This window comes from Roseovarius azorensis (assembly GCF_900109455.1).
GTDB lineage: Bacteria > Pseudomonadota > Alphaproteobacteria > Rhodobacterales > Rhodobacteraceae > Roseovarius > Roseovarius azorensis.
On sequence record NZ_FOAG01000004.1, the window covers coordinates 25,192 to 42,284 of the forward strand.

Here is a 17,093-nt window from a genome sequence, read left to right on the forward strand (position 1 = left end):
CAGGATTCTCCCGTTTGGTTATTTGCCCTGACCGGCCACCGTTTCGGTGCCCCGTGTCAGGTAATATGCGCCGAGGATCGGCAGAAATGTGACAAGCACGACGACCATCGCGACCACATTGGTCACAGGGCGCTCGCGCGGGCGGACCAGTTCCTCCAGCATCCAGATCGGCAGGGTCTGCTGCTGTCCGGCGGTAAAGGTGGTGACGATAACCTCGTCAAAGGACAAGGCAAAGGCCAGCATCCCTCCGGCCAACAGTGCGGTCGCAATATTTGGCAGGATGACATATCGGAACGTCTGAAAACTGTTCGCGCCCAGATCCATCGACGCCTCGATCAGGTTGCCGGACACCCGGCGAAATCGCGCCACCGCATTGTTGTAGACCACCACGACGCAAAAGGTCGCGTGCCCCAGCACGATGGTCCAGAAGCTGAACGGGATATCGGCCAGATTGAAGGCCGACCGCAGCGAGATGCCGGTGATGATACCGGGCAATGCAATGGGCAAGATTACCAGAAGCGAAATCGTCTCGCGGCCAAAGAACCTGGTCCGGCTTACCGCCGCCGCGCAAAGCGTGCCCAGGACCAGTGCAATCACGGTCGATATGCTCGCCACTTGCAGCGACAGGCCCAGAGCCTCCCAGACATCGGTACGCCCCCACGTCACGGCAAACCACTTCAGCGTGACACCGGGCGGCGGCCACTGATAGGACTTGTCCTCGGTCGTGAAGGCATAGACAAAGATCAGCAGGATCGGCAGGTGCATGAAGGCGAGGCCGCAGGTGGCCGCAACCTTCAGGCCAAGCGGGGCGCGATCAGAGCGCATCGAATGCCCCCTGGCGTTTCGCGATCCACAGATAGACCGCCATCAAGAGGATCGGCACGACCGCAAAGGCGGCGGCCAGCGGGATGTTCCCGGCAGTGCCCTGATAGGCATAGACCGCCTGACCGATAAAGCGGCGAGACGACCCGATGATCTGCGGAACGATATAATCCCCAAGCGTCAGCGAGAAGGTAAAGATTGACCCTGCGATGACCCCCGGCAGCGCCAGCGGCAGCAACACATGACGAAACGTCTGCGCGGGGCGCGCGCCAAGGTCGCCAGAGGCTTCCAGCATGGAAAGCGGAACACGCTCCAGTGACGCCTGAATGGGCAGGATCATGAAGGGCAGCCAGACATAGAGGAACACCAGAAACGTACCTGTCGTGCTGACCGACAGTGAATTGCCGCCAATAACCGGAATTGCCAGATAGGCGTTCAGCAGCCACCCCAGACGCAAGGTCTCGAACAGCCAGTTGAGAATGCCCTCCTTGGCGAGGATCAGCTTCCAGGAATAGACCTTGACCAGATAGCTGGACCACAACGGCAGCATAACACCCAGGTAAAAGATCGCCCTCCATTTGCCCCGCGCGTAACGGGCGGCGTAATAGGCGACCGGGAAACCGATGATGGCGGCCCCCAGAGTGACGGCGGCGGCCATGACAACGGTACGAATGATGATATCGAAATTCGACGGGCGCAACAATTCGCGATATGTCTTCAGGGTGAATTCATACTGGATCAGCCCCGAGAACTCATCAACCGAGAAAAAGCTCTGCGCAAGCAGCGCAAAGAGCGACCCCAGATAGATAATTCCCAGCCAAAGCGCCGGCGGCAGGATCAGAAGGAAAATCAACAGCCCCGGCTTGCGCCACAACGCATCTGAGAGACGGCCCATCAAGCCGCCCTGACGGTCCATGATCGCGCTCTGTTCGGTCATCGGGACATCACGTGCAGATCGTCCTGCTGCCAGCAGACCTGAATCGTGCTGCCCACCGCCGGAATCTCTGCACCTCTCGGCAACAGCATCGTCATCGCCACGCCATGAACCTGCATGGACACCCGCGTCGATGCGCCCAGAAAGCTGACGTTCCTCACCCATGCGTCATGCCCTGCGTCGCAGCGGCGCACCGCCTCGGGGCGCAAGGCGCCATAGGCGTCGACCCCCCGTATATCGCGCATGATCTCAGGCGGCAGGACATTCGAGGATCCCACGAAATCCGCAACAAACGGAACCTCGGGGCGATAATAGATGTCCTCCGGCGTTCCGGTCTGCACGATCCGGCCCTCGTTGAACACCGCCACGCGGTCAGCCATGGACAGCGCCTCACCCTGATCGTGGGTGACAAAGATGAACGTGATGCCAAGACTGCGCTGCAGAGATTTCAGTTCTTCCTGCATCTGTTCGCGCAGCTTGAGATCCAGCGCCCCGAGCGGCTCATCCAGCAAGAGCGCCTTGGGCTCGTTCACCAGCGCCCTTGCAAGCGCGACCCGCTGGCGTTGACCCCCCGACAGGGCCGAAGGCTTGCGGTCGCCATAGCCGCCAAGGGCAACCATATCCAGGGCGCGTTCCGCCGATCGGTAACGCTCCGCCTTTGCCTGACCTGCGACCATCAGGCCATAAGCGACATTGTCACGCACATTCAGATGCGGAAACAGCGCATAATCCTGAAAGACAGTATTCACATTGCGCTTGTAGGGCGGAAGCCCCTGCGCCACATGCCCGAAGATATGGATATCGCCCGCCGTCGGCTGCTCGAACCCGGCGATCAGCCGCAGGCTTGTCGTCTTGCCCGAACCGGAGGGGCCAAGCATCGCAAAAAACTCTCCCTCGGCGATATCCATATCAACGCCATCGACGGCTTTCACGTTACCGTAATGACGCGAGACGCCGGAAAATCGGATTGCGGATGGCATGGGTCTTCCCGAGAATGCCCGCCACATCCCGTGGCGGGTTAAGATATGTCCGGACGGCTCTAGCGCCCGCCAATCACACCGATATAATCAGAGACCCAGCGATAGTAGGGCACACATTCGCCCTGGCTTTCACAGGCGGAAACCGGCGTTGTCCAGAACCTGATCTTTTCGAAATCGTCCAGACCATTTTTGGTGCAACCCTCGGCGGTCTGCATTCCGCGCCCGTCCGTGCAGGCGACGGGCACGGCCGGATTAGCCCCGAACCAGACCGACAGATCCGATTGCAGGTTTGACGCCAGCGTATGTTCCATCCACATGTAGCTGCAATTGGGATTCGCCGCATCCACATGCATCATCGTGCTGTCCGCCCAGCCCGTCGCCCCCTCCTGCGGGATGGTCGACGCGACAGGCGTGTTGTCGGCCTGCAGCAGGTTCACCTGGAACGGCCATGTGCCGGACGCCGCCATACCTTCGTTCTTGAAGTCGTCGATCTGAATAAAGGCGTCGTGCCAGTAGCGGCTGACGATCTTGCGCTGCTCCCGCAGCAGATCAAGCGCTGCGGCATATTGCTCGTCGTTCAACTCGTAAGGCGAGATGATGCCCAGTTCGGGCTGATGATACATCAGATAGTTGGCTGCGTCGGCAATATGGATCGGCCCATCATAGGCCTGCACACGCCCCGCGTTCGGTTTGCCGTCCGGCAGGTCCATCGCCTTGAACACCACATCCCAGCTTTTCGGAGCTTCGGGGAATACCTCGGTCGAATACATCAGCACGTTTGGCCCCCACATGTATGGCACCCCATAGTGAGTACCGTCCACATAGTGCCAGGGCGCTTCCTTGAGCCGGTCGTCAATCGTGGACCAACTTGGAATCAGGTCGATGTTGATCGGCTGCACGCGCTTGCCCGCGACCATCCGCAGCGACGCATCACCAGAAGCCGTGACCAGATCAAAACCGCCCTCGTTCATCAGGGCGACCATCTCATCGCTCGTGTTGGCGGTCTTTACGTTGACCCTGCAACTGGTGGCGTTCTCAAAGCTCGTGATCCAGTCGAAATCGGGCGAGGTCTCGCCGCGTTCCAGATATCCGGGCCAGGCGACGATATTGACCTGCCCTTCGCCCGCGCCGAGTTGCATGACCATTGACTGGGCAGCGGCCTGACCGGCCACCGTCACACCAAGCAGCAGCGCTACGCCTGGTTTCAAGACATTTTTCATTCGCAATCTCCCCTATGGGTGGACCTGGCAACTTCTGCCCATTCCTGGCGGAAGACTGCGGGAAGCCTGTTGCGTTCGCAAATTCAATTGTCAGAATTGTTCTATCGGTTTTTTCGATAGCAGGCAGCTATACCCCGCTTATCATTTTATGGGCTTGTGCGACGGCAACAAACTCCCGCGCCGCCGCCGACAGCCTGGAACCCTTGCGCCAGACAAGCCCCACCTGCACAACCGGCAACGACCCCGAGACATCCCGCGCCTCGATCCTGTCCCCCTCCAGCGACCAGGGCCGGTAGACAAGATCGGGCAGCAACGCCACCCCGGCCCCCGTCGCCACCAGGGACCGTACCGCCTCGACCGACCGGGTCCGAAAGGCAACCTTTGGCTGCGTTCCCAGAACAGACAGCAGCTTTACCGTCTCCTGCTCCATCTCGTCGATGTTCAGGATGATCAGCGGTTCATCCTTGAGATCCGAAAGACTGATGCTCTCCTGACTGGCCAGACGATGCCCAAGAGGCATCCACAGCCGGTAAGGCGACACATCCAGCGTTTCCGCATAAAGCGCATGACGCTCCGCCACGGGAGAGGTCATCATCACGGCCACATCCATTTCGCCGCCAATGAGCAGATGTTCCAGATATTCGCTCGATTCCTCGATGGCGCTGATCTCGACCTTTGGATTGGCCCGGCGATACTTGGCCAGCAGATCCGATATCACGTAACCTGCGACAAGCGATGTCAGACCAAGATGTAGCCTGCCCTTCGCGCTCTGACCCTCGTCATCAAAGGCGCCCCGCGCCGAAGAGACTTCGGACAGGATCGTCGTCGCATGCCGCAGAAACTGATGCCCCCGATGCGTGATCCGCAGACCGCGGGAATGTCGGTCGAACAGCTTGACACCCAGATCGGCTTCGAGGTCTTTAACCGCCTCGGTCACGGCGCTTTGGGAAATCGACAGAGACTGCGCCGCAGCACTGACCGAGCCATGTTCTGCAACGGCTACAAAGTAGTTCAACTGACGTATGGTGAATGACATCTTTGCAACCCGCCCAGATTGATCAGGCGCAAGATTACGGCTGAATGTCATCCTGCTCAATAAATTACGATGACCTGCGGCGCTCTCGCAAGCCGGGGCTTCGTTCCTCGCACAATAGCCCCGATCAGAGAACGAGCGGAGGCTGTGGCCCGGTTCAGAGCCAAGCCTAGACGGTCGCGCCTTCGAACATGCGCAGCGTGACGCCCTGCTCGTTCAGCGCGCCACGCACGGCGCGGGCGATGGCAACGGCAGTGGGCGTATCACCATGCAGGCAGATCGTGTCGATCCGGCTGGGAATACGCTTGCCGCTCGTGGTCACGATCGCGCCTGCACGCACCATCTCGACCATGCGCGCCGCCGCTGTTGCAGGGTCGTGTATGACCGCGCCCGGCTGGCTCCGGTCCACCAGCGTAGCGTCGTCGCGATAGGCACGGTCGGCGAAAATCTCGCAGGCGGTCCGGCAACCAAGCTCTGCCGCCGCCGCCTGTTGCGCGGTGCCTGCCAGCACCATGACGATGATCTCCGGCGCGACGGACAGCGCCGCCTCGTAGCAGGCGCGCGCCATCTCCTTGCTCTCGGACGCCATGTTGGCGAGCGCGCCATGCAACTTCAGATGACGGACCGTTGCCCCGTTCGCCCGCGCCATCGCCTGCGCCGCGCCAAGCTGATAGCGCACCAGGTTGCCCAGGCTGTCGAGCGGCAAGCTCATCCGCCGCCGACCAAAGCCCTGCAGATCGGCAAAACCGGGATGCGCGCCGATTCCCACGCCATTGCGGGCGGCGGCACGCATGGTCGCCGCCATCACGTCCCAGTCGCCCGCATGCTGCCCGCAGGCAATATTGGCCGAGGTGACGACCCCCAGAAGTGCCTCATCATCGCCCATGCGCCAGGGTCCAAAACTTTCGCCCATATCGGCATTGAGATCCACGCTGATGGTCATGTCCGGCCTCGTTCGATATCATCCCCGGCGGTGACGCCGCTGATCAATTGATAGGACAGAAGGTCCCGAATGTCATGCAGGTCACGCACCAGCGGACGCAGATTGGCGCGCAGCCCCCTGCGATGCTCGTCGGCGCGGCGTTCCGCAGCGACGGCCTCGTCCAGCTCGACAAGGCGGAATGTCAGCGCCGCCCCCGGCGGGGCCTGCACCACACGCGGCAGATCACACGGCAGGACCGAGGCAATTCGGGGATAGCCCCCGGTTGTCTGACATTCGCCCAGCAGTACGAAAGGCGTGCCGTCGCCGGTGATCTGAATATCGCCGGGCACCACGACCTCGGAGAGCACGCTCAGACCCGCCTCGCTGTGAAACCCCGGAACCTTGCTATTCAGCCGCACGCCCATCCGGCTGCCGCGCGCATCGCGGTGAAACGTCGTTGCCATGAACCGGTCCCGCTCGGCGGGATCGAACAGATCGGTTTGCAGGCTGGGCACGACCCGGATCACACCACCCTCGAAGCGCGGTTCGACGGCAAGGGTCAGACCGGTTTCGCCAGCCTTCGGATCCGTACCGACAGGCAACCGCGCGCCCGCTGCGACGGTCTGCCCCAGACCGCTCGACAAATGGGCGGCACGCGCGCCAAGCAGCAGGGGCGTCTCGATACCTCCACCCAGATGCAGATAACCAAAGCAGCCCGCTTCGACCCCGCCTATGGACAGGCGGGCGCCGGCAGGCAACGAGTGGCTCGCATTCCATGCCGCGCGCGCGCCGTCGATGCTGACCCGCATCGGCGCGCCGGTAAGCGCGATGCGCAGATCGCAACCTGCCTCGAATTCACCGCCCATTCCGGCCATTTCCAGCGCTGCATGACTTTCGTCCTGTCCCAGCAGCGCCGCGCCCTCAGCAAGCGCCAGCCGGTCGGCCGCGCCCCCGCGCGACAGGCCAAACCCCAGATACCCCGGACGGCCCGTATCCTGAATGCTCAGTCCCGGCCCGGCGCGATGAACGATCAGCGTCCGGGTCATTTGAGGGCCTGCGCGGTCGCGCCGCCATCCGGATCCCCGCGCATCGCCGCAAGCTTTTCGGGCGAAACCGCATCGAAAAGCACCTCGTCGCCGGGCCGCAGCACGAAGGGGGTGTCGGCCTCAGGCCGAAAGAGACGAATGGCGGTCTGCCCGACATGCCGCCATCCCGTAGGGGCGGACACCGAAAAGAGCACGATCTGGCGGATCGCAACCGTCAGCGCGCCCTCGGGGACGCGCGCGGTCAACGCCTTCTGACGGGGGATGTCCCAGGCCGGATCCAACTCGCCCAGATAGGGCTGGCCGGGGGCAAAACCGATAGTCTGGACCCGCACCCGGCTTTGCGAAAGCGACGCAATCGCGGCCTCGGGCACCAGCCCCGCGGCGGCGGCGGCCTCCTCCAGTTGCGGGGCCAGATCGGTGCCATAGACGGTGGGAATACGCCACAACCGGCGGCCCTCAGGCAAGGGCGCATCATACCAGTCGCGTGAGACCAGGATCGCCTCAAGCGCGGTGCGCATTGCCGCGTGATCGTTCCACAGCGGATTGAACCGGACATAGGCCGATACCAGCGAGGTCGCGCTTTCCTCGACCCCCTCGGGCGCGGCACGCTCCAGCGCCGCGCGAAAGGCAAGTGCCGCGCGGTTGGCGGGTTCGCTCAGCCGGTCGCCGAAACTGACCAGCAGCCCGTCCACCCCGACGGTGCGGATCCGTGGCCAGTCCCGCGCCGGGTCGATCCTGGATCGGTCAGGGCCGATGGGCGTCATGACGGAAAACCTTGGGGCATGTTCAGGCGGATATCAGTTCTGCACGGCACCGGGAAGATAAAGCGCAATCTGCGGAAAGGCGATCAGCGCCATGGCCATCAGCAGCATGGCGATCACGTAGGGAATAGCGCCCAGCATCACCTCGCTCATCTTGCCTCCCTTGCGCGCGCCCTGCACGACATAAAGGTTCAATCCTACCGGCGGTGTGATCAGCGCCATTTCGATCAGCACAATCATCAGGATACCGAACCAGATCGGATCATAGCCCATCTGAACCACCAGCGGCACGATGATCGGGATCGTCACCACCATCAGCGACAGGGTCTCGATGAAAAACCCAAGCACGATGTAGATGCCCACGATGACAAGGATCGTCATCAGCGGCGACAGACCCAGACCGTCGAGAAAGACGCGCAGCTCGTTGCCCAGACCCGCGGAGGCCAGCGTGAAATTGAGAAACGACGCCCCCAGCACCACCAGCATGATCATCGAGGTGATCTTGACCGTGCCCAGAATGCTCTCTGTCACCATCGCCAGCGACACTCCGCCAAAGACAGCGGCGATGACGAACGCCCCTGCGACGCCGACGGCGGCCGCCTCCGTGGGCGTGGCCCACCCCTTGTAGATGGTGCCGATGATGACCGTGAACAGCAGGATGATCGGGATCAGGTTCACCAGCGCAGACATCATCTCGGCCAGCGGAAAGACACGCCGCTCACCGCCCAGTTCGGGGCGGATCATGCAGATGATTGCGGTGATCACGATGAACCCGACGGCAAGTCCGATCCCCGGCACCAGCCCCGCAAGGAAAAGCTGCGGGATCGAGGTCTGCGTGAGAAAGCCATAGACGATCAGGTTGATCGACGGCGGGATCATGATCCCCAGGGTGCCGCCCGCCGCGATGGCGCCGGAAAAGAGCCGCGGATCATACCCCAGCTTCTCGGCCTGCGGCATGGCCACCGTGGCGACCGTCGCAGCGGTCGCCACGGAAGAGCCGGAGGTGGCCGAGAACATGGTTGCTGTCGCCACATTCGCATGGATCAGCCCGCCGGGCAGCCACGAAATCCAGCGGTCAAGTGCCGCATAGGTGCGCGCCGCCACCCCGCTGCGCACCAGAACCTCGCCCAGCAGGACAAAGAACGGAATTGCGATCAGCGTGGCATTGTCCGAGGTGGACCAGACCATGTTGCCCAGACCCCGGATGAGCGGAAAGGGGCTGAGGAACAGATCCACACCGAACCCCAGCAGAAACAGCACGATTCCGACCGGAATAGAAAGGCTCAGCAGCGCCAGCAGCCCGACCGAGATCGAGACGATCATTTCAGAATCTCCTCTTCGCCAAAGACTCCGATTGCGGCTTCCGAGGCGTCGAACCGGCCACGCAGCACAAGCACAAGCGCCGCGAGAAAGGTGAGCCACGCCATCAGCGCGAACCATATCCATCCGGAGAACCACGGCAGCTGCACTATCCAGAGCGGCGTTTCCAGCGGCGTGTTGGCGCGCGAAGACATCGACAGCGAGCGCTCCAGAACCGGCCAGCACCTGAGCGCGATCAGCGACACCGTCGCACTCAGCACGAGCATCGAGAAGAGATCGAAGAGTGCCCGCCCCAGACTGTTCACCCTGCTGCGCAACAGGTCGATGCGCACATGGGCCAGTTCCAGCAGGGCAAATCCCATCCCCCACGACGTAGCGATCGCCATGGCATAGCCGCTGATCTCGTCCGTGCCACCGAAAGAGGACCCCGCCTGCCGCAGCAGTATATCCGACAACACCACCGCCGCGCAGGCAAGCAACATCACCCCGACCAGCACGGCCACCAGCCGGTTAAGGCGTCGCAACATCACAAGCAGGCTATCGGGCATCGGGAATCCCCTTCACAAGGCGTGACAACGCTTAGTTGGTGGCGATGGTCACGCCGACCACCTCGCCCACCGAGGCGTTCCAGCGCTCGGCCCAGTCGCCGCCTGCCCGTTGTGCCCAGTCCGGCAGCACCTTGCTCACCAGAATGTCGCGCGCCTTCTGGAAATCAGCCTCGGAAACCTCGACCAGTGTCATCGACCGCGCCTCGCCTGCGGGGCACTCGCCATTGCCGGTCAGGCAGGCGATATCCTCGACCAGCGCATCCTGTGCCACGGTCCAGGCGGCATCCTCGAACCCGGTCCTGATCTCGGAGGTGATGAGCGCCTGCGTGGCCTCGTCAAGACTGTTCCACTTGTCGAGATTGATCGCGGTCACCACCGAATCCCAGCCCCCGAGAGGGATTGGCATGAGATGCGTGGACACCTCCCACCAGCCCGCGCTATAGCCTGAACCGGCACCGGTCACGGCACAGTCGACCACGCCCTTCTGCAACGCGCCGGGCACTTCGGCAAAGCTGACATTGACACCCTCGGCGCCAAGCGCTTCGAGAAACTTGGCGGTCATCCGCCCGGACGCACGGACCTTGAGGCCCTCCAGATCAGCCAATTCCGTGACTTCGGCATTGCAGAACACCACCTGCGGCGGATAGGGCGCAATGGCCAGAACGTGACTGTTGAATGTGTCGCGATAGATATCCTCGACCATCGGGCGCGCCGCCTCGACCATGGCGCGGGCCTCGTCGGCGGACAGCGCGACGAGCGGCACATCCAGCCCCTCCAGCGCGGGCGCATCAGCCACGGCATAATCTGCCACGGTCATCGCCACGTCATAGACCCCTTGACCCAGCAGGCGGTAGACATCCGCCACCCCAAGGTTCATCTCGCCATGAGTGGTCATCGAGACCGAGATCGCGCCGTTCGACGCCGCGGGCAGCGTTTCGGTCCAGAACGGTCGCTCGAATTCCTTGTGCAACGGCAGGCCGGACCAGCTTCCGACCACCGAAAGGTCCTGTGCCGCAAGCGGTGTGGCGGCAAGCGCCGCGATGGCGGCGGTGCTGAGCATCTGTTTCATCTCATGATCTCCCTGTTGGTTTCAGTATTCGTTAGAGGCGGCAAAACCGGCACCTCGGCGTCCTCGGCGATATCGGTGACCAGCATATGTCCGGGCTTGTGCGTCATGCAGAGCGGCAAGCGCGCCTGTTCGACGGCCACCTGGGGGGTGACCCCGCACGCCCAGAAGACCGGGACATGACCCGGCTCCACCGGTGCGGGATCCCCCCAGTCGGGGCGCGCAATGTCGCGAATACCGATCTCTGCGGGATCCCCCGCATGGATCGGCGCGCCATGCGCCAGAGGATAGCGGCGCGAGATGTCGCGCACCCGCTTCACCTGATTCTCGGGAATGGCGCGCATGCTCACGACCATCCGCCCCGAGAACGGACCCGCCGCGACCGTTTCGAGGCTGGACCGGAACATCGGCACGGTCGTGTTGTTGTCGATATGCCATAGCGCGATGCCCGCCCGCTGCAGGGCATGTTCGAAGGTGAATGAACACCCAAGCGCAAACGCCACCATATCGTCGCTCCAGAGCGCGCTGATGTCCCTGCGGGTCTCGCTGAACTGCCCGTCGCGATAGATGTTGTAGGCAGGCACATCGGTGCGGATGTCGATATCGCGCCCCAGCGTCGTCATGCGCGGATCGCCCTTGTCCGACACGCCGGTCAACGGACAGGGTCTGGGGTTGCGCTGGCAATACCGCATGAAATCAAGCGCGAAACGCTCGGGCATGATTACCACATTGGCCTGCAGAAATCCACGTCCTAACCCGGCGGTGTGTCCCGCATAATCCCCGCCCCGGATCGCCGCGCGCAACTGCGTGGTATCTGCATTCCTGAGTTGATCATACGTGGTAGGCAATTCGCGCCCCTCCCCTTGCAACAACATCACCGGCGGGGGTTATAAAATCAAATTGAATAAACTTTTACTCGGACATAAAAATCATCTATGCTCCTCGTGCTCCAACGCAACCCTCAACGCGGTTTGTGCGGCCGTGATGATCATGTGGCTTCGGGGTTCGCCCATGTAGGAGGCCGAGAACCGCAGCGGTTCGGGATGCCAGCCCGGGTCGAACTCCGCGATGCGCCCGCTTTCGACATAGGCAGCCCCCAGGGCACGCGGCAAGGCAGCGACGCCCAGCCCGGCCTCGACCAGACGAAAACACGCCGACAGCGAGGACGAAGGGAAAAGCGCAATACCTGGGCCGACGCGCCGGAAGAGTTCGGATTTCAGCTCCCGGTAAGGCCGGGTATTGCGTGCATAGGTGATGACCGGGCGCGAGAAATAACCCGCCGACGCGCCACCGCCATGATCAGAACCGGGGGCCTGATACCACGCCAGATCGAAACCGGGCAACTCGATATTGTCGACCGCATGATCCGAAACCGGACCCAGCAGAATCGCCAGGTCGATTTCCCGGTCCAGTAACCCGGCACGCAGGTTCATCGAGATATCAACATTGATCTCTATCTCCAGCCTTGGATAGATCTGATGCAGTCGCGCGATGAACTCGGGCAGCCAGCACTGCGCGATCGTCTCAGAAACACCCAGCCGCAGACGGCCCTCGGTGCCCTCCGGCTCGATCACGTCCTTCTGCACCAGCTCGCCAAGCTGTTCGAACTGCTCCGCGTATTTCAGTAACAACTCCCCGCGCTTGGTCAATCTCATCCCGCTGCCCGTCCGGTCGAACAGATCGGCGCCGAGCGACTGTTCCAGATTTCGGATCCGCGTGGTCACGGCGGGCTGCGTCAGATTAAGCACCTGCGCCGCCTTGCTGACGCCGCCCAGACGGACGACCGCGAGAAACGTCCTGATCTGTTCGAGGTTCATCCGCGACATGCCTGAAAGTCCTTTGCAACCGCAAGCCGGTTCACAGTCTTCAGGCAAACGCTAGGTGACTATCAGGTGCCTGACAACACCGCGTTGCTCGGCGCTAACGCGCACCTCGCTACGGCATCCCGCGATCCCGCGTCTGGTCGGCCACGATTTTCGGGCATGAGACCGGTATCAGGCCTTTATCGCTTGATGCACTTGTTGGTCGATATCCAGCAGCATGCGCACCAGACCTATCTGGCCCGCCGCTCCGGTTTTTGCGTAAATGCTGCGTAGATGTGACCGGACGGTAGCTTCGGCAATGCCGATCTTTAAACCCATCTCATTCAATGCAAAACCGGCTTGTATCAGAATGCAGATGCGGGTTTCGGCGGCGGTCAGGCGGCAGGGATTTTCCGATGACAGTATATCGACCGGCTCATCAGGGTCCGGGGATTGGAGCCGCTCGGTAATTGCCGGGACCGACCGCAGCAGTCGTGCTATACGGCCCTTGCGGCGTCGGCCCCAGACTTCGGCGGCCGAAGACGCCAGCCATTTGAGGATCGGATCATTCGTATCTTCAAGCGGCTCGGCGCGATAGAATTCAATTGCGTCAATGTCCGTGCCATCCCGTCCCATTGGTATGACGACAACTTCGCCAAACCCCCGGTCCTCCATCCATCTCTGGCTGCGGTTATCCAGCTCGGTCCGTTGCACGCGGTCCTTTTCGCCCAGGGTCCAGATGGTTCCTGGCCGGGCATACGCGCCATGACCCCGCAGGATCGACGGCGCCATACCTTTGGTCAGCGGGCGTTTACCTTCGCGTGCATCCAGATCGAAACAGGTAATCGTGCGCTGACGTCCGGTTTCAGGATCGAAACGGGACAGGTTAACGACACGAGAGCCGGTCAGCTCGGCAAACAAAGCCAGTGTGTCGCGCAGATTTCCCGAGCCATGCAGGCACTCCGCCCAACGGACAAGAAAATCTGCCGCCTGAATAATGGTTGTAGGCTGTCCCCCGCCCTTGTGAACAAACGTTGCAATCGTCATGGTAAAAAATCCAAAAAATGACCAACACACAGAATGACGAGAGAAAACTTTGAATGCCTCAAACTATAAACGGCACCTGCAATTCCCCCGCCGATACAGATCAGTTTGCGCCGTTGGGGCATCGCAGTCAAACATTGGGGCGAAAACGTGTCGCGGGAATAGAGATTGCGGCAGATACGCCCTGATTGTTTCTTTATTACGCCACAATTGTCGCACAACGTGATCGGACAGATTGCGAATCACTGTGTGGTGAACTGCGTCGAATCGTTGAATTCGCGCAGGATATTCGTGTCTAGGTTGATTATTTTCCGCCACAAATCTCCCCTAGGGCGCTTTTTCTCATCGGTTTGAACGATGCGGGGCCATCCTGTCCAATACTAATCTTTGGTTAACCGCCGCCCTCTGGCTGCGGGGCCTCGGGTCTGCCGCCCGTGGTATTACACAACTCAAGGATAGGATTACCGATATGAAAGCTCTTCTTAACAAGTTTGTCCGCGACGAAAGCGGTGCTGCCCTGGTCGAATACGGTGTCGCCCTGCTGGTCGTCATTCTGGTGGGGACCGCTGCTCTGATCACTATTTCGACAGACACGGAAGCACAGTTCACCGACGCTGCAGCCGCCACGCAGGCGGTGCGTGCCGCCGCCACCACTCCCTGATCTTCTCCACACTCTTCCGACCGCCGGGGGCCCTCCCCCCGGCGGTCGCCCCTCCCTCTGACCCCGGAGCACGACCATGCGCATTTCCTCGATTATCCTGGCCCTTGTCGGTCTTGGCGTAGCTGGCGGGTCCGCCCAACTGGCGCGCGAAATGCTGGCCGCGTCGCGGGCCGACGCCACGGTCAAACCCGAACTCGTTCAGGTTCTGACCGCAGCCGTCGAGATCCGTCGCGGCGAAGAAATTCTACCCCATATGCTGTCGTCGCAGGCCTGGCCCAGCGACGCGGTCCCCCCCGGTGCCTTTATCGACCGTGCGGCACTGTTGCCTGAAACGGGAGGCCAGCCCCGGCGCGCAATCCGCCCATTGGTCGCCGGCGAAGTTTTGCTTGCCAGCAAGATTTCCGATTTTGGCGAAAAGGTCACCATCGTTCAATCTCTGTCACCCGGAACCCGCGCGATGGCCATCAAGGTCGACGCGGTCACCGCCGTGGGCGGTTTCGTGACGCCGGGCGATCATGTCGATCTGCTGCTGACCCGTGGTCGCGGCGACGAACTTATGACCGACACGATCCTGCGCAACATCCGTGTGGTCGGCGTTGATCAGAAATCCGACGAGACGAGCAACAGCCCCGATGTGGCCGCGACCGTGACGGTCGAGGTGACCGCCGAACAGGGGCAGGTGATCGCGCTCGCCCAGCGGGCCGGAACGCTGAGCCTGGCGTTGCGCAATGGCGATGGCGGTGGCGATGATGGCGCGCCGCTGGAACGGCTGCGCCTCAGCGACCTGGTGCCGGAGGAACCCATCGCCGAGCCCGAACCGGCACCGGAGGCAGCCCCGGCGGCCCCGGCGGCCCCGAGCCGACACACGATCATCGAACGCCGCGGTGTCGATGCCGCGGAAGTTACCCTGCGCGACTGATCCTGCCAACCCGAACGGAGAATGATCATGCCCTGCCCCGCAACCGATCCAGCCATCTGCCCCGCGCGTCCGGCCCGGTTCCTGCGGGGCGAAGAGGGATCCGTCCTTATTCTATGGGGAATGTTTCTGGCGGTTGCCTTCGGGTTCATGGCGCTGGCCTTCGACCTGGGCCGGGTCGCGAGCACGCAATCAGAGATGCAATCCTTCGCCGATCAGGTCGCGCTGGCGGCCGCCGGAGAGTTGGATGGCCGTCCCGATGCCATCACCCGGGCCACGGTCGCCGCGAACGGGCTGATTTCTGATGCGCAGACCTATGCGACCGGCGCCCAGGCGCTTGGCGCGGGCGATTTCACTCTGACATTCCTGCGATCCCTTCCCGCCGCCGATAACGTTGCCGCAACCGACACAACAAACGACGGGGCGCAGGCGCGTTTTGTCCGTGTCGATGTGACCGACCGTACCGTGATGACGCTCTTTGCGGCGGTAAATGCCGCACTGGTTGGCGGGGAGAATTTGTCATCCGACATTGGGGCCTCGGCAACCGCCGGGATTACATCCTGGGCCTGCGACATCACACCCTTGATGTTCTGCGTCCCCGACAGCTCCTGGAAAGCCGACGCAAATGTAGGCGACCAGATCAAGCTGCGCGCGGGCGGACAGGGCGCGGCCTGGGGGCCGGGAAATTTCGGCTTTCTCGATCCGACCATACTGGAGGTCGATCCGGCCGGCCCTTGCGCGGGGCTGAACGGCGCGCAGCTTTATCGCTGCCTCGTCGGGGCCGATGAAGCGATCACGGGCTGCGTGCGCACCGATGCCGGCGTCAATACGCTGCCCGGCCAACGGCAGGGCCTAGCCGAGGCCTTCAACACCCGCTTCGATACTTTCCAAGGGTCGATGCAGCAACGCAAGACCAACCCCGCCTATCGGCCTGCGCCCAATACCGTTCAGGGTACGCTGCCCAATGGCGGAGTGTGCCGTGGCAACAACGTGCTCACATACGCCGATGGCGAAATCAACACCATGCCGCTGCCGCGTGACACTATCATTGATTGCGAAACCTGCGGTCGCTTTGGTGACGGCAACTGGGACCGTTCGGCCTATGTCGCCCAGAATCACGGCGGGGTCTACCCAGCGGGCACCGGTCCGACCAGTTCGCGCTACGAGATCTATCTGGCGGAAGTCGCCGTCGCCCAATCGAACGGTGGCGTACCGCTGCCGGGCATGGACGAGACCGGCGAGGTGATGTGCCATACGCTCGGACCATCCCCCGATGTCAACCGGCGCAACGTCGTTGCCGCCGCGGTGGACTGCAGCGCGAACAGCATCCAGGGCAGCACGCAGAACGTGGTGCCACTGGAATTCGTCGAGCTGTTCATGACCGAACCGGTGCTGGCGCCCGGCGGTGGCGACGACGCGGAAATCATGGTCGAGGTGGTCGGCAGCGCCGGTGGTGTCGGCTCGGGTGCGCTGACTGGTGTGCATCGCGACTTCATTCAGTTGTACCGGTGATGGGCATGCGCGCGATCCTTGAAAAAATTCGCACCTTCAGACGCGCCGAACACGGCGCGGCGCTGGTCGAATTCGGTATCAGCCTGCCGCTGATCCTGGTTATGTCCTATGGATTGATTGATACCATGCGGTTGTTCTGGTCCTATCAGGCGACCATTGCCGGGGTTCGCGACGCCACGCGATATCTGGCCCGCATAGCGCCCGGCGATATCTGTGACTCTGGTCCGGCGATTGCGACTTTTGAACCTCGCCTTCTCACTATCGTCAACAGCACGATCGACGGCGACGGTATCGCACCTCCCGGTATCAGCATCACGGGCCTGTCGGCCACGCTTGATTGCGTCAACAGCCTCAACCTGCGCCAACCCGTCGTTCCGGTCGCAACCGTCACGGCCGATCTCAGCATGGAGATGCCATTTACCGGCATCTTGACGCTGATTGGTGGCGCAGGATGGGGGACGATCACGACCGCGGTGCAAGAACAGGCAAGGGTGCACGGCCTATGA

At 62.1% G+C, this 17,093-nt stretch carries 18 protein-coding genes; 4 read left to right on the forward strand and 14 right to left on the reverse strand.

Annotated features, from left to right (window positions below; translation table 11 throughout):
* Positions 1-18: 18 nt before the first annotated feature.
* The 14 genes from BSG08_RS07275 to BSG08_RS07340 all read right to left on the reverse strand — a co-directional run bounded on the left by BSG08_RS07275 (position 19) and on the right by BSG08_RS07340 (position 13,501).
* Positions 19-825 (reverse strand): ABC transporter permease, encoded by an 807-nt coding sequence (locus BSG08_RS07275; RefSeq protein WP_093034389.1) that lies wholly within the window; start codon positions 823-825, stop codon positions 19-21.
* On the reverse strand, positions 815-1,759 hold the full coding sequence (locus BSG08_RS07280) for an ABC transporter permease (RefSeq protein WP_093034392.1): 945 nt from the start codon (positions 1,757-1,759) through the stop codon (positions 815-817). The genes BSG08_RS07275 and BSG08_RS07280 overlap by 11 nt, the downstream gene beginning before the upstream one ends.
* On the reverse strand, positions 1,756-2,736 hold the full coding sequence (locus BSG08_RS07285) for an ABC transporter ATP-binding protein (protein ID WP_093034395.1): 981 nt from the start codon (positions 2,734-2,736) through the stop codon (positions 1,756-1,758). The genes BSG08_RS07280 and BSG08_RS07285 overlap by 4 nt, the downstream gene beginning before the upstream one ends.
* A 59-nt stretch (positions 2,737-2,795) precedes the next feature.
* Entirely contained in the window at positions 2,796-3,956 is a 1,161-nt protein-coding gene (locus tag BSG08_RS07290; RefSeq protein ID WP_093034398.1) for an ABC transporter substrate-binding protein, read from the reverse strand.
* Positions 3,957-4,083: 127 nt separating this feature from the next.
* Positions 4,084-4,992, reverse strand: a complete 909-nt coding sequence (locus BSG08_RS07295; protein WP_093034401.1) for a LysR family transcriptional regulator — start codon at positions 4,990-4,992, stop codon at positions 4,084-4,086.
* Positions 4,993-5,158: 166 nt separating this feature from the next.
* Positions 5,159-5,932: a LamB/YcsF family protein gene (locus BSG08_RS07300; RefSeq protein ID WP_093034404.1), complete on the reverse strand. Its 774-nt coding sequence runs from the start codon at positions 5,930-5,932 to the stop codon at positions 5,159-5,161.
* Complete coding sequence (locus BSG08_RS07305; protein WP_093034407.1) at positions 5,929-6,957, reverse strand: 5-oxoprolinase subunit C family protein; 1,029 nt, start codon at positions 6,955-6,957, stop codon at positions 5,929-5,931. Before BSG08_RS07305 ends, BSG08_RS07300 begins: the two co-directional genes overlap by 4 nt.
* Positions 6,954-7,721, reverse strand: coding sequence for a 5-oxoprolinase subunit B family protein (locus BSG08_RS07310; protein WP_093034410.1), 768 nt, complete (start codon positions 7,719-7,721; stop codon positions 6,954-6,956). Before BSG08_RS07310 ends, BSG08_RS07305 begins: the two co-directional genes overlap by 4 nt.
* A gap of 33 nt (positions 7,722-7,754) precedes the next feature.
* On the reverse strand, positions 7,755-9,041 hold the full coding sequence (locus tag BSG08_RS07315; protein WP_093034413.1) for a TRAP transporter large permease: 1,287 nt from the start codon (positions 9,039-9,041) through the stop codon (positions 7,755-7,757).
* Complete coding sequence (locus BSG08_RS07320) at positions 9,038-9,586, reverse strand: TRAP transporter small permease subunit (protein ID WP_093034416.1); 549 nt, start codon at positions 9,584-9,586, stop codon at positions 9,038-9,040. The genes BSG08_RS07315 and BSG08_RS07320 overlap by 4 nt, the downstream gene beginning before the upstream one ends.
* Positions 9,587-9,617: 31 nt before the next feature.
* The gene (locus BSG08_RS07325; RefSeq protein ID WP_093034419.1) at positions 9,618-10,655 is read right to left on the reverse strand and encodes a TRAP transporter substrate-binding protein; all 1,038 of its coding nucleotides are present in this window, start codon (positions 10,653-10,655) and stop codon (positions 9,618-9,620) included.
* Positions 10,652-11,500 carry a putative hydro-lyase gene (locus BSG08_RS07330; RefSeq protein ID WP_245770621.1) on the reverse strand — a complete coding sequence of 283 codons (849 nt, stop codon included), beginning with the start codon at positions 11,498-11,500 and terminating at the stop codon, positions 10,652-10,654. Before BSG08_RS07330 ends, BSG08_RS07325 begins: the two co-directional genes overlap by 4 nt.
* 81 nt (positions 11,501-11,581) lie before the next feature.
* Positions 11,582-12,478, reverse strand: coding sequence for a LysR family transcriptional regulator (locus tag BSG08_RS07335; RefSeq protein WP_175544717.1), 897 nt, complete (start codon positions 12,476-12,478; stop codon positions 11,582-11,584).
* 168 nt (positions 12,479-12,646) lie between these two features.
* The gene (locus BSG08_RS07340) at positions 12,647-13,501 is read right to left on the reverse strand and encodes a helix-turn-helix transcriptional regulator (RefSeq protein WP_093034425.1); all 855 of its coding nucleotides are present in this window, start codon (positions 13,499-13,501) and stop codon (positions 12,647-12,649) included.
* Positions 13,502-13,967: 466 nt separating this feature from the next.
* On the opposite strand from BSG08_RS07340, the gene BSG08_RS07345 reads away from it, so the two are divergent.
* The 4 genes from BSG08_RS07345 to BSG08_RS07360 all read left to right on the forward strand — a co-directional run bounded on the left by BSG08_RS07345 (position 13,968) and on the right by BSG08_RS07360 (position 17,093).
* A complete protein-coding gene (locus BSG08_RS07345; RefSeq protein ID WP_093034428.1) occupies positions 13,968-14,159 on the forward strand; it encodes a Flp family type IVb pilin in 192 nt (63 codons plus the stop codon).
* A gap of 76 nt (positions 14,160-14,235) precedes the next feature.
* Positions 14,236-15,078, forward strand: coding sequence for a Flp pilus assembly protein CpaB (gene cpaB / locus BSG08_RS07350; RefSeq protein WP_093034431.1), 843 nt, complete (start codon positions 14,236-14,238; stop codon positions 15,076-15,078).
* A 27-nt stretch (positions 15,079-15,105) separates the two neighbouring features.
* Positions 15,106-16,587, forward strand: coding sequence for a pilus assembly protein TadG-related protein (locus BSG08_RS07355; RefSeq protein ID WP_093035142.1), 1,482 nt, complete (start codon positions 15,106-15,108; stop codon positions 16,585-16,587).
* 5 nt (positions 16,588-16,592) lie between these two features.
* On the forward strand, positions 16,593-17,093 hold the full coding sequence (locus BSG08_RS07360; protein WP_175544718.1) for a TadE/TadG family type IV pilus assembly protein: 501 nt from the start codon (positions 16,593-16,595) through the stop codon (positions 17,091-17,093).

Bases quoted from the DNA above. Each gene is read 5' to 3' on its own strand.
- BSG08_RS07275 (WP_093034389.1), bottom strand. From the start codon at position 825: ATGCGCTCTGATCGCGCCCCGCTTGGCCTGAAGGTTGCGGCCACCTGC.
- BSG08_RS07280 (WP_093034392.1), bottom strand. From the start codon at position 1,759: ATGACCGAACAGAGCGCGATCATGGACCGTCAGGGCGGCTTGATGGGC.
- BSG08_RS07285 (WP_093034395.1), bottom strand. From the start codon at position 2,736: ATGCCATCCGCAATCCGATTTTCCGGCGTCTCGCGTCATTACGGTAAC.
- BSG08_RS07290 (WP_093034398.1), bottom strand. From the start codon at position 3,956: ATGAAAAATGTCTTGAAACCAGGCGTAGCGCTGCTGCTTGGTGTGACG.
- BSG08_RS07295 (WP_093034401.1), bottom strand. From the start codon at position 4,992: ATGTCATTCACCATACGTCAGTTGAACTACTTTGTAGCCGTTGCAGAA.
- BSG08_RS07300 (WP_093034404.1), bottom strand. From the start codon at position 5,932: ATGACCATCAGCGTGGATCTCAATGCCGATATGGGCGAAAGTTTTGGA.
- BSG08_RS07305 (WP_093034407.1), bottom strand. From the start codon at position 6,957: ATGACCCGGACGCTGATCGTTCATCGCGCCGGGCCGGGACTGAGCATT.
- BSG08_RS07310 (WP_093034410.1), bottom strand. From the start codon at position 7,721: ATGACGCCCATCGGCCCTGACCGATCCAGGATCGACCCGGCGCGGGAC.
- BSG08_RS07315 (WP_093034413.1), bottom strand. From the start codon at position 9,041: ATGATCGTCTCGATCTCGGTCGGGCTGCTGGCGCTGCTGAGCCTTTCT.
- BSG08_RS07320 (WP_093034416.1), bottom strand. From the start codon at position 9,586: ATGCCCGATAGCCTGCTTGTGATGTTGCGACGCCTTAACCGGCTGGTG.
- BSG08_RS07325 (WP_093034419.1), bottom strand. From the start codon at position 10,655: ATGAAACAGATGCTCAGCACCGCCGCCATCGCGGCGCTTGCCGCCACA.
- BSG08_RS07335 (WP_175544717.1), bottom strand. From the start codon at position 12,478: ATGTCGCGGATGAACCTCGAACAGATCAGGACGTTTCTCGCGGTCGTC.
- BSG08_RS07340 (WP_093034425.1), bottom strand. From the start codon at position 13,501: ATGACGATTGCAACGTTTGTTCACAAGGGCGGGGGACAGCCTACAACC.
- BSG08_RS07345 (WP_093034428.1), top strand. From the start codon at position 13,968: ATGAAAGCTCTTCTTAACAAGTTTGTCCGCGACGAAAGCGGTGCTGCC.
- cpaB (WP_093034431.1), top strand. From the start codon at position 14,236: ATGCGCATTTCCTCGATTATCCTGGCCCTTGTCGGTCTTGGCGTAGCT.
- BSG08_RS07355 (WP_093035142.1), top strand. From the start codon at position 15,106: ATGCCCTGCCCCGCAACCGATCCAGCCATCTGCCCCGCGCGTCCGGCC.
- BSG08_RS07360 (WP_175544718.1), top strand. From the start codon at position 16,593: ATGCGCGCGATCCTTGAAAAAATTCGCACCTTCAGACGCGCCGAACAC.